Annotated in this window: 15 protein-coding genes; 1 reads left to right on the top strand and 14 read right to left on the bottom strand. The window is 47.1% G+C overall.

The window, feature by feature from the left end; all coding sequences use genetic code 11:
- Positions 1-23: 23 nt before the first annotated feature.
- From ndk to prsW, 14 genes are all read right to left on the bottom strand, one after another.
- Positions 24-443, bottom strand: coding sequence for a nucleoside-diphosphate kinase (gene ndk / locus IRJ25_RS07580; protein WP_269318047.1), 420 nt, complete (start codon positions 441-443; stop codon positions 24-26).
- 92 nt (positions 444-535) lie between these two features.
- Positions 536-1,498, bottom strand: a complete 963-nt coding sequence (locus IRJ25_RS07585) for a polyprenyl synthetase family protein (protein WP_074037186.1) — start codon at positions 1,496-1,498, stop codon at positions 536-538.
- A 3-nt stretch (positions 1,499-1,501) separates the two neighbouring features.
- On the bottom strand, positions 1,502-2,203 hold the full coding sequence (locus IRJ25_RS07590; RefSeq protein WP_015881467.1) for a demethylmenaquinone methyltransferase: 702 nt from the start codon (positions 2,201-2,203) through the stop codon (positions 1,502-1,504).
- A gap of 20 nt (positions 2,204-2,223) precedes the next feature.
- Positions 2,224-2,796 (bottom strand): heptaprenyl diphosphate synthase component 1, encoded by a 573-nt coding sequence (locus IRJ25_RS07595; protein ID WP_214783009.1) that lies wholly within the window; start codon positions 2,794-2,796, stop codon positions 2,224-2,226.
- Between the two features lie 126 nt (positions 2,797-2,922).
- Positions 2,923-3,195 (bottom strand): HU family DNA-binding protein, encoded by a 273-nt coding sequence (locus IRJ25_RS07600; RefSeq protein ID WP_015881465.1) that lies wholly within the window; start codon positions 3,193-3,195, stop codon positions 2,923-2,925.
- A gap of 109 nt (positions 3,196-3,304) precedes the next feature.
- Positions 3,305-4,015, bottom strand: coding sequence for a hypothetical protein (locus IRJ25_RS07605; protein WP_214783006.1), 711 nt, complete (start codon positions 4,013-4,015; stop codon positions 3,305-3,307).
- A 5-nt stretch (positions 4,016-4,020) separates the two neighbouring features.
- Positions 4,021-4,221 carry a DUF2768 domain-containing protein gene (locus IRJ25_RS07610; RefSeq protein ID WP_015881463.1) on the bottom strand — a complete coding sequence of 67 codons (201 nt, stop codon included), beginning with the start codon at positions 4,219-4,221 and terminating at the stop codon, positions 4,021-4,023.
- Positions 4,222-4,317: 96 nt separating this feature from the next.
- Positions 4,318-5,343: an NAD(P)H-dependent glycerol-3-phosphate dehydrogenase gene (locus IRJ25_RS07615; RefSeq protein ID WP_196430566.1), complete on the bottom strand. Its 1,026-nt coding sequence runs from the start codon at positions 5,341-5,343 to the stop codon at positions 4,318-4,320.
- A gap of 17 nt (positions 5,344-5,360) precedes the next feature.
- Positions 5,361-6,671: a ribosome biogenesis GTPase Der gene (gene der / locus IRJ25_RS07620; protein ID WP_015881461.1), complete on the bottom strand. Its 1,311-nt coding sequence runs from the start codon at positions 6,669-6,671 to the stop codon at positions 5,361-5,363.
- A gap of 137 nt (positions 6,672-6,808) precedes the next feature.
- Positions 6,809-7,957, bottom strand: a complete 1,149-nt coding sequence (gene rpsA / locus IRJ25_RS07625) for a 30S ribosomal protein S1 (RefSeq protein ID WP_015881460.1) — start codon at positions 7,955-7,957, stop codon at positions 6,809-6,811.
- Positions 7,958-8,111: 154 nt separating this feature from the next.
- Positions 8,112-8,735: a lysophospholipid acyltransferase family protein gene (locus IRJ25_RS07630; RefSeq protein ID WP_159562123.1), complete on the bottom strand. Its 624-nt coding sequence runs from the start codon at positions 8,733-8,735 to the stop codon at positions 8,112-8,114.
- Positions 8,732-9,406, bottom strand: coding sequence for a (d)CMP kinase (cmk, locus tag IRJ25_RS07635; RefSeq protein ID WP_074037194.1), 675 nt, complete (start codon positions 9,404-9,406; stop codon positions 8,732-8,734). Before cmk ends, IRJ25_RS07630 begins: the two co-directional genes overlap by 4 nt.
- Before the next feature lie 74 nt (positions 9,407-9,480).
- Positions 9,481-10,146 carry a flagellar brake protein gene (locus tag IRJ25_RS07640; protein WP_269318048.1) on the bottom strand — a complete coding sequence of 222 codons (666 nt, stop codon included), beginning with the start codon at positions 10,144-10,146 and terminating at the stop codon, positions 9,481-9,483.
- Positions 10,147-10,161: 15 nt separating this feature from the next.
- Complete coding sequence (gene prsW, locus IRJ25_RS07645) at positions 10,162-10,818, bottom strand: glutamic-type intramembrane protease PrsW (RefSeq protein ID WP_074037196.1); 657 nt, start codon at positions 10,816-10,818, stop codon at positions 10,162-10,164.
- 107 nt (positions 10,819-10,925) lie between these two features.
- Here prsW and IRJ25_RS07650 point away from each other — a divergent pair, with 107 nt between their 5' ends.
- Complete coding sequence (locus IRJ25_RS07650; protein WP_269318049.1) at positions 10,926-11,897, top strand: asparaginase; 972 nt, start codon at positions 10,926-10,928, stop codon at positions 11,895-11,897.
- Positions 11,898-11,924 lie beyond the last annotated feature (27 nt).

An 11,924-nucleotide genomic window follows, 5' to 3' on the forward strand; every position in this document is an offset into this window, starting at 1 on the left:
AGGTTTCCCCGTCCCTCGAAAAGTCATGAAACGTGTGAAGCCACTTCAGCGAACCAAAGTGAGAGTTCACGTTCCGCGCTATCCACACTATCAGAACCATGAATCACGTTTTGTGACATCGTCGATGCAAAATCACCGCGAATGGTTCCTGGTTGAGCATCCACTGGTTTCGTCTTCCCGATCATTAAACGAGAGACGGCCACGATGTCTTCCCCTTCCCATTCCATCGCAACGACAGGACCAGAAGTCAAAAACTCGACCAATTCACCAAAGAACGGCTTTTCTTTATGCTCTGCGTAGTGTGCCTCTGCGACCTCAACTGACGGTGTCACCATTTCGAGACGGTTCAACGTATATCCTTTGCTTTCGAAGCGTGAGATGATTTCCCCAATCAATCCACGTTTTACCCCATCAGGTTTAACCATTAAAAATGTCTTTTCCATTCCCCAAATCCCCCTAAGTCTATAAATGTGTACGTTGTACGTATTTAGTGTACACGGTCCAACACATTTTTGAAAGGGGTTACATGGGGCATTTACCATTTGCGTTTCCCAATATATTGCGCAATTTCAATCAACGACCGCTTGTCTGGAACATCCGGCAACCCGTCTAGTCGGCGGATGGCACGGTTGACGTAACGATCAATCGTCCGTTGACTGCGTTCTAACGTTCCGTTTCGTTGCACTTCCCGGACGAGAGATTTCGTCACTTCCGTATCCGTCGAGGCGTTCACTTGACGGAGGCGTTCATAAAAGTCGGAATCCTCAGATGAATATAGGAGCGGTAACGTTTTATGACCGTGCTTCAAATCTTCCCCGACCGGTTTACCGAGCTGAAAACTCTTAGCGGTAAAATCAAGCAAGTCATCCGTCATTTGAAAAGCCATACCGATGTCATATCCAAACAGACTTAATTGCCTCACGATTTGTGGAGACGCTCCAGAGATGACAGCTCCTGCCGCACAACTCGTTTCAATCAACAGAGCGGTCTTTCGCGCAATCCGATCTAAATAGCGCTTCGGTGATTGCCCCCACTCAAATTGATCTTGGATTTGATTGATTTCACCGACACAGATTCGTTCCATCGTATCTGCCATGATGCGCATCACTTCTGGTGAATCAATTTCGGATACGAGACGAATCGCTTCTCCGAATAACGTATTCCCTGTATACATCGCTACTGTTTCATCATATCGTTCCATCACGGTTGGTTTGCCACGACGGAGCATCGCGTCGTCGATGACATCGTCATGGACGAGTGATGCCATATGAATCAACTCAAGACTTGAGGCAACTTTCGTCAAACGGATATCTTTCGTCTCACCGAACCCGGCGCTCAGTAAGACGAAGGCGGGTCGGATGCGCTTGCCACCAGCATCGAGTAATTGGCGCGATGCCGATTCAATGACAGGGTGGTCCGTCCTGACTCGAGTAGATAAGAATTGATCGATTTGATCAATCTCTCGGTTCATATGACGATAAAGTCGCTTCAAAGACATGGTTCACCACTTCTTTCCTAGATGCATGGCACATGCACCTCCGGAGAATGTCTTCACTTCGACTTGTTCAAACCCGGCATCTTCGAACATCCGCTTGAGCGTCAAACGGTCTGGGAACTGATCGGTCGACTCCTGCAACCACTTATACTGATCGTATGAACCGGCAAATACCTTACCGAAAAGCGGCATGACCGTTCCAAAGTAAAAACGGTACAACTCTTTAAAAAGCGGTGCTGTCGGTTGGCTCGTTTCGAGACAAACGACTGTTCCACCTGGTTTCAAGACGCGGTGCATTTCACGCAAGACCGTCATGTAGTCTGGAACGTTTCGGAGTCCAAATCCGATTGTGACATAGTCAAAGGAGTTGTCACCAAACGGAAGAGCCATCGCATTTCCATGAAGCAATTCGATGTTCGGCCAAGATTTGACCTTTTCCTCTCCCACTTTTAACATGTTCTCTGAAAAATCGAGTCCTTTCACAACACCCGTGTTTCCAGCAGCATCTGCCAATTGAATCGTCCAGTCAGCCGTCCCGCAACAAACGTCTAAACATTTAGCCCCCGGAAAGACGTTCATTTTTTTCATCGTTGTCCGTCGCCACCATTTATGAAGTCGGAAGCTGATAATCGAGTTCATCGTATCGTAGCTCGGAGAAATGGACTGAAATACTTCGTATACTTTTTGCTCTTTTTCTATCGGTTGCAACGCGTAACATCCTTTCCGTTCTAAGCGACCGCATGCGCGAGCAACGTCGTGAGTTGCTCTTTTTGGTCTTGTCTAAGCGCTGTCGCTTTCATTTCAATCATTCGTTTCCCGCTCGTTGTCAAATAAGGTTGTTCAATCAGTTCGGAAAGTGTTTGAATCAATCCGACGTTCGCTTCGAGCCAAACGTTCATTGAAACGTTCTTCTCAAGCAATAAGGTGCACTTCGCCGCATTGACCCGCTGTACAGACTGACCGAATCGATCACTGTATGATGATGGAAAGTCCGTCAAGATTTTATAAAACTGAGCCGATGCAAAGTCCCCGGCGAGCACTTTTAATTGGCGTGCCAAAGACCCCTTCGGGCTGCTGTTTACTTGGTCGTGTAAATCAAGCGCTTGATGTGCGAAATAGGTTGCCATCACGAGTTGTCGATGCTCAATCGATTCCAAATCAATCATCTCGACCATCCAACGAAGCAATAACATGTCGACGGCTGGTACAACCTCGTGTTTCGTCAAATAGGGATGATTCATACGTGTTTCGATTTGACGAGCAAGGTCTGTGACAACGAATTCATTTGTCAACTGTTCCATGCTATCCCCCCTCGTCCACTTCATTGTCATTCTGACATAGTATAGCACATTTTTGTCACATTCACGTCATTCGAACTCGTAAACCCAACAAAAAAAGCCGCCTTTCGGCGACTTATGTATTGCAGATTACTTGACCGCATCTTTGAGCGCTTTACCTGCTTTGAATGCAGGAACTTTGCTCGCTGGGATTTCGATATCTTCTTTTGTACGTGGGTTACGACCTTTACGGGCAGCACGCTCACGAACTTCAAAAGTACCAAAACCGATCAATTGAATTTTCTCACCGTTTTGGAGTGCTTCAGTGATTGATTCAAACGTAGCTTCTACGATTTTCGTTGCTTCTTTTTTAGAAACATCGGCTTTCTCAGTAACAGCTTGGATCAATTCAGTTTTGTTCATCACGATTCACCTCCTCTCACAGGGAGTTTACGGGATTAATCATATCGTACAAACGTTGATATGACAACATTTTTTGCATGATTTCGCGACATTCACTATCAAAACAGGTTCAGTTGTTTAAAAAAACGACTTCTCCTCGTTCATCAATTGTGTATCCTTGCGAATAAGCTGGGGCGAATGGAGCATCTTTATAGAGCAAATAACGAATATCTTCGCCAATTTCTGGTGACTCATCCGTCTTTTGAAGCGCTTCCTTCACATCTTCGCGATAGTCTACAAACAGTTGTCCCGTGCCATCCACGTAGATCGGAAGTTCACGATCCGAATAAGGACTTGGAATGAACGGCTCTTCTGTGACAAAGATTTTATCATAATCGAGCGTGAACTGATTCTTACCTAATGATCCGTCAAATGGGAACTTGCCTTCTTTTGCCCGAAATGCGTTGATATTCGTTTGAAGTTGTTGCAACCGCTCAGACACACGCAAGTCGATCAGCTTCACGGTCGGTTCCGTCTCGACATCGACGAGGATATATTGGAACAACCCGCCACCTTCGAAACTATTCGCCGGTGGGTCCGCTAAATAGCCAGGTACGAGACGAGCGAATTCAACTGGGTAACGCTCCATGAGAGGCGTTTCTGCTGGTTTCGTTTTGATTGGTAATACCCCAGATTGCTCACGATAGGCATCGACCGCACTTTGTACCGTATTCAATTGATCTTCGTACGGGATATTGTTGGCCCGCTCTGATTCAGGAAACATACACCCTGCTAACAGTGTCGTCAAAACCAAACTGATAGCGACAATCTTTTTTTTCATCACGTTTATCCTCCAGTCGGTCCTGAGACGACGACAAAAATCATGATTACAGTCCCAAATAAGAAAATGATGAAAGCAATCAGTCTGACGAGCGTGGCGAACCAACCGCTCAGTTTCGTATGACTGAGTGCGACCATTAATGCAGCGATGGCGAAAGCCCCGATCCCTGCGAATGATATCCACATTTTGATGAGTGACGGTGTCACGTCTATCCCCCTACTTTCTCTATGTTCTCCAGACTTCAAGTTTAGCAAAAAAAAGCGAGGAACTGAACGAAAACGTCAGCTCCTCTCTCAATCTGTCTATTCTTCAAAATGAAAAACTTGTTCCATCTCGTGTTTTTGCGGGCGTCTCATCAATTTTTTCACTTCATCATGAGGACTCTTCCCTTCAAACAACACGTTATAGAGAGCCTCTGTGATCGGCATCTCCACACCCGCTTCTTTGGCGAGGGAATGGGCTGCTTCACAGGCACGGACGCCTTCGACGACCATTCCCATGTTCCCGAGAACGTCTTCTAATTTTTCACCACGACCGATGGCGTTACCAGCTCGCCAGTTACGGCTATGTTGTGACGTCGCCGTCACAATCAAGTCTCCGATCCCTGTCAATCCTGAGAACGAGGCCGGGTTCGCTCCAAGCTTCACGCCAAGTCGAGCAATTTCGACAATCCCACGAGTCATGAGGGCAGCTTTCGCGTTGTCCCCATAACCAAGCCCATCCGTCATACCCGCCGCTAGGGCGATGATATTTTTCAGTGCTCCACCGTACTCGGCTCCTACGACATCAGAATTCAAGTACACGCGGAACTGATCGTTTGTGAGGAGCTCCTGCACTTCATCCGCGACATCAAGGTCGGCACATGCGATTGTGATGGTCGTCGGTTTACGGACCGCAACCTCTTCAGCATGAGTCGGTCCAGTTAATACACCGATTGCCCGACGCTTAGAAGGATCGATTTCTTCGGCGATGATTTCTGAAAGGCGCTTATGCGTTTTTGGTTCGATCCCCTTCGCGGCATGAACGATGGTGACAGGTTCCGTCAACAATGTGTTCAATTCCTTTGAGACAGGACGAATCGCCGAACTCGGGACGACGAGAAAGACGATACTTCGACCGTCTAACGCTTCTTTCAAGTTCGTCGTCGCACGAATTGATTCAGGTAATGGCGCGTCTTTCAAATAAAACGAGTTCGTATGTGACGAATTGATTTCATCCACATGTTCTTGTTCACGTCCATAGAGCAGGACATCATGGCCATTATCCGCTAACACGAGCGAGATGGCCGTTCCCCAGCTCCCCGCTCCGATGACAGCTACGTTTGCCATAAGTGGCACCCCCGTTATTAGTTTTTCTGACGAGCCACGATGTGAATCGGTGTCCCGGTGAAGTCAAATGCTTTACGGATTTGATTCTCTAAATAACGTTTATACGAAAAATGCAACAACTCAGGATCGTTGACAAACAAGACGAACGTCGGCGGCTCGATGGCCACTTGAGTTGCGTAGTTGATCTTCAATCGTTGTCCTTTATCCGTCGGTGTCGGGTTCATCGCGACTGCATCGACGATGACATCGTTCAATACGCTCGTCGAGATACGACGGCGATGTGTTTCTGCCACTTGTTTTATGACAGGCAACAATGTCTGCAAGCGTTTTGACGTGAGCGCTGATAAGAAGACAACCGGCGCATAGTCGAGGAATAAGAATTCTTGACGAATCTTCTCTTCCATCTTCTTCATCGTCTTATCATCTTTTTCGACGGCATCCCATTTATTGACGACGATGACAATCGCCTTCCCGGCTTCATGCGCGAGACCTGCGACACGCTTGTCCTGCTCGATGATTCCTTCTTCCCCGTCGAGGACGACGAGAACCACGTTCGAGCGTTCAATCGCCTTTTGTGCGCGCATGACACTATAACGCTCTGTCGATTCATATACTTTTCCGCGTTTACGCATACCTGCCGTATCGATGATGACGTACTCTTGTCCGTCACGTGTGAACGGTGTATCAATCGCATCGCGAGTCGTACCTGCAATGTTTGAAACGATGACACGCTCTTCACCGAGGATTGAGTTCGTCAAGCTTGATTTCCCTACGTTCGGGCGACCGATCAATGAGAACTGAATCACGTCTTCGTTGTATTCGTACTCGTCTTTTTCTGGAGCGAGTTCAAATACTTGGTCTAACAAGTCACCGAGTCCTAACCCGTGCGTACCCGAAATCGGGAACGGATCTCCGAATCCGAGGGAATAAAACTCATACATGAGATCTCGCATTTCAAAGTTATCGACTTTGTTGACGGCTAGAACGATCGGTTTATTCGAACGGAACAACAAGTTCGCAACCTCTTCATCAGCCGCCGTGATCCCTTCACGTCCATTCACCATGAAGATGATGACGTCTGCTTCATCGATGGCGAGTTCCGCCTGATGACGCATTTGAACGAGCAACGGCTCGTCCCCTACTTCGATCCCACCTGTATCGATTAAATGGAACTTACGGTTGAGCCACTCTCCTGTTCCGTAAATACGGTCACGTGTGACACCCGGTTTATCATCGACGATCGAGACACGATCACCGATGATACGGTTAAAAATTGTGGATTTTCCGATATTCGGACGGCCAACGATGGCCACTACTGGAATTCCCATAACAACACCTCACTAACTTTCTATCAAAATTTCATCATTTCATCATTTCGAAACGCAACTTACCTATCATATCACAGGCAAAATTAAGTGACCATACAAAAAGAAGCGGGAGCATGACTCCCGCTTGAACGATCATCTTATTTAGAGTCGTCCGAAGAATCATCACCTGTCAATTCCGAGACAGAGAATCCTCCTTGGTCGCTATATTCATCAAGTAACGCTTGATCATCATCTTGACGAGTCGGTTCAGATGATTCGAGCGCACGCATCGACAATGAGATTTTCTTATCATCGAGATGAACATCTAGCACCTTCACCTTCACTTCTTGGCCTTCTGACAAGACTTCAGACGGCGTCGCGATGTGACGGTTCGCAATTTGCGAGATGTGAAGCAGACCTTCCACTTGTGGTGCGACTTCGACAAACGCACCGAACGTCACGAGACGTTTGACAGTTCCTTCGATGACATCTCCCGGCTGGATCTTCCCTTCGATGGTTTCCCACGGACCAGGTTGTGTCTCTTTAATGGAAAGTTTCACTTTTTCATTATCTAAGTCGAGCCCGAGCACTTTCACTTTCACGCGGTCGCCTTCAGTTACGACGTCGCTCGGCTTCTCGACGCGGCTATGTGCCATTTCCGAGATGTGAACGAGACCGTCCACGCCACCGATATCGACGAACGCCCCAAAATCAGTTAATCGTTGGACTGTTCCTTCGATTACTTGTCCGACTTCAAGCGATTCGAGCGTTTCTGATTTCTTCGCGCTCATCTCTTCTTCGACAACTGCTTTATGTGACAAGATGACGCGATTTTTTTCGCGGTCAATCTCGACGACTTTTACGGTAATTGGGTTATTCAAGTATGACGAGAAGTCTTCGACGAAGTGACTTTCGACAAGGGATGCAGGGATAAATCCACGGATTCCAATATCGACGACAAGACCACCTTTGACCTTATCTTTCACCATCACTTCAAACACTTCACCTGATTCGAATTTTTCAACGATGCGATCCCATGCTGCTTCGGCATCGACGTCTTTTTTCGAAACGACTACTTCTTCGTCCGTGACCTTTTTCACTTTGACACGAATCTCGTCGTTCACTTGGAGTGATTCGTTTAAATCGTCTAGATGCATGCTTGATACTTCGCTAATTGGCAAAATCGCTTCGGTTTTATAACCGATATCGATCAGCGCTTGCTTATCCTCGATTTTGACGACTGTTCCGGTCACAATTTGACCACGATTAATTTCAAAATCAGGCATATCTTTCATTTCTTCGACCATTCCAACACTACCCCCTCACGATGAGTACAAAAAGGAGCGCCAAAGGCGCTTACACCTAGTATAAATCTCTTATAATTCCGAGAATTTGTCAAGGCGTTATGAAGATTGTACCTCTATTGAAAGAAGTTTAAACCTCAATTCCACAATCCGTTTTTTACTTCGTGAACGAGTGCTTCAAGTAGAGTTCGGAAATCGTATCCATGATCAAGTCGGCCGCTTCTTGCGCACTTGCCTTACGTGCTTTCAATTCTGACAAGTCGATCGGCTTCCCGATAACGACACGGAGTTTTGCGCGAAACTTATACTTGCCAATGATGGCAATCGGTAAAATGTGTGCATCCGAACGCATCGCAAAAAAACCGACACCGGCTTGCGCCTTTCCAAGCGTACCGTCTTTTGAACGCGTTCCTTCCGGAAAGATAGAGATGACTTCATCCTCTTTCAACTTTTGAAGCACGACACGAAGCGCTTGTCGGTCACCTTCCCCACGAGATACTGGAATCTGACCTGCACGCTTCAAAATATGCTTCAGTACCGGGACACTAAAAAGTTCTTTCTTCGCAAAAAATCGGAGCGGACGCTGCTTTGGAATCGCACATGCGAGAAGCACCGGGTCCCAATTTGACTGATGGTTCGAACAGACAAGGATCGACCCGTCCATCGGAACATTCTCCCGACCGATGAATTCGACCTGAAACGAGAAGCGTTGAATGACGTTCACGACGCCTCTCGCCAATCGATACATGCCGAACGGTCCATTGTTTAATGGCTTGCTCATGCTTTCACCTCTTCAATTAATCGTTCAATTGCTTGAACCACTCCGTCAATGGACAACGTCGTCGTATCGAGGAAATGGGCATCTTCAGCTTGACGGAGAGGTGCCACTTCACGCTCAGAATCGCGTTTGTCACGAAGGGCAATCTCTTCGATCAGTTGTTCATAGTCGCTCGGGATGCCTTTCGAGATATTTTCTTCATGGCGACGACGGGCACGTTCTTCGACCGAAGCGGTCATAAACACTTTTAAATCGGCATTCGGCAAGACATGTGTTCCGATATCGCGGCCGTCCATGACGACACCGCCTTCTTTAGCCAAATCACGTTGAAGGTCCATCAAGGCATCACGCACTTCAGGTTGACGTGCGACGAAACTGACGTTATTCGTCACTTCACTCGAGCGAATGACAGACGTCACTTCTTCCTCACCGTCAAATACGCGTTGTCCCTCTTCCGATGGGACGAGTCGTAATGACATGTCCTCGATCATCTGAGCAAGTGCTGGTCCATCTTCGAGCGCAATCCCTTCGTTCAAGGCTCGATACGTTACCGCCCGATAGATTGCACCTGTATCGATGTACACATACCCTAATTGTTTCGCAAGCGACTTGGCAATCGTACTTTTCCCAGCACCCGCCGGTCCGTCTAAAGCAATTTGTAATGATTTTTTCATACAAAACGGGTATCGAGTGTTCCCGATACCCTCCTCCTCTCGGTCAATAATCCCGAGAACATCATAACAGTTTTTTATCTTGAAGAAAATACAGACCCTGTCCGCTTTCGCGCTTCAAGCTGAACACGGAAGCAGTATCGTAAAATCGTCTCTTGGTCACGAGGGGTCAAATCTTCAAATGCCAGAGACAGTTCTTCTTTCACTTCCTGTTTATGTATGCGCACAAGACGGCTCTTAAGACGGAAGTTCTGGGGCGAGCCATGCTCATCCTCAATTCGAAACACGACAATCAGGGACTCATCTACTTCGATTGGAGCGCGGTTGGCGATGATTTTCATCCCCCCAGCAGATATGTCAAGAGATGTTGTTTCGAACGATTCGAAACTTCCTTCATCGGTTGCAAGAACGGTCACGTCAATCATTTCTGGAACACGTAAATATTCACGACGCTGAATCCGTTTGATTTTTTTCTCATCTGGCAAATTGAACGCATAGCGTAATGTCATTTGGGCATCGCTGATTCGCTTCACGACTTTCGTGTCGAATGCGAACAGCTGATTGTCTCCTTGGAAGAAAAAGACCCGCATGGCCTCCTCTTCATGTAAAAAAAATGTTTTGAGCGTCATCATGTCACTCGGCGACTCAATCCATACGACTTGATCGGTTATGGCTGCAATTTTCGTTTTCCCCTCTGCACGCCCTTCCACTTCGATTCTCAGTTCTTGACCTTCTTTTAACATACTGATTCTTCCCCTTTATTTAAATTGTCGACGATTGGACAAGTTTGCCGCTCGCACGAGTAAAAGTGCCACGGTCCATAAAATGACGATATAAAGCACGGCAGGAAGCTTTTGATTCGGTTCGAGTATCAAAATCAAATCAAACGTTCCGTGGATGACCGTCGCAGAAAAGATTGCCATGAACAGCCAGAGCCGTTCTCGAATCGAATGCTTCGCTCGTCCTAAGCAGTACCCCATCACGACCGCGAACAAAGCGTGCCCGCTCACAGGCAGGATTGCTCGCCAAATCGCAATTTCTAATGAATCGTACACCCATAAGTATAAAAAATTCTCTAAAGTCGCAAAGCCTAATGAGCAGGCGACCGCATAGAGAATCCCGTCGTAGTAATCATCAAAGACTTTATGTATATATATTGTATAATAAATCATAAACCATTTAAAAAACTCCTCAAGCAGGGCAGTGGCGACATACGCCTGCCAAAACGGTCCAGTAAGCACTCCCTCTTCAACGAACGCATATTGGATAAACATGATCGGGAACACGAGAACGGCTCCGGCCACGAAAGAACGAATCACATATCCGAGCGGTTCTGCCTCCAACTCATGGCGTAAATAGAAGTAGGAAAGAAGGGCGAGCCCAGGTGCAACCGCAGACAAGGCGATTGCGATCATGATGCATCTCTCCTTTCTCTCCCTAGCATACACTGAATTGTCTGAAAGAAAAAGTAGAGAACGCCTAGAAAATGGAAATCTTCATAAAAATAATTAGGAGGACACTTATGAATCATTTATTACTGATCCACACCGGCGGTACTATCGCCATGTCACAATCCGGCACAGGACACGTCGAACCGAGCGATGTCAATCCAATCGACGCCACCCTTCCGAAAGCGACGGATATTGCTCACATTACAACAAAGCACTTTTCAAATATCCCGTCACCTCACATGACTCCAGAGAAGATGCTTGAATTGGCACAGTTCATCCAACGTGAACTGACACAAGACACGTATGACGGAGTCGTCATCACGCACGGTACCGATACATTAGAAGAGACGGCTTACTTCTTACAAATCACGCTCGGTGCGCCTGTCCCAATCGTGTTGACAGGAGCGATGCGGTCCTCGAACGAGGTCGGTTCGGACGGAGAATTTAATTTGATCACAGCGCTTCGCGTTGCAAAAAGCGAAGCGGCTCGTGGAAAAGGCGTGCTTGTCGTTTTCAACGGTGAGATTCATTCGGCATTCAACGTGACCAAAACGCACACATCTTCAGTCGACACATTCAAGTCTGTGCACTTCGGTAACGTGGGTATGGTCACAAAGGACCATGTACTCATCTATAGTCAACCAGCAACGAGACAACCGAAAATGATTCCGTCCATCTCAAAACGTGTAGCCGTGTTGAAAGTCGTCGCAGGAATGGAACCAGATTTACTTGAATCTGTAATCACGCTTGGGTACGACGGACTCGTCCTTGAAGTGTTAGGGCAAGGAAACGTTCCGCCGACCCTCTTGTCCGCACTAGAACATTTAGTCAAAGAGATTCCCGTCGTGATTGTCAGCCGTTGCTTCAACGGAATCGTTCAAGATGTTTACGGTTACGACGGGGGTGGCAAACAACTGAAAGAGATGGGTCTCATTTTTTCAAACGGATTGAATTCACAAAAAGCTCGTTTACGACTCCTCGTCGAACTCGAGTCCGGCTCATCCCAGTCAGTCATGGAACATAGCTTTAGCTTCCAGCAATAACCTTGCGCAACTACGCCCCCTTCCCTA

It is taken from the genome of Exiguobacterium sp. KJ 601 (genome assembly GCF_027161185.1).
Taxonomy (GTDB): Bacteria; Bacillota; Bacilli; order Exiguobacteriales; family Exiguobacteriaceae; genus Exiguobacterium; species Exiguobacterium profundum.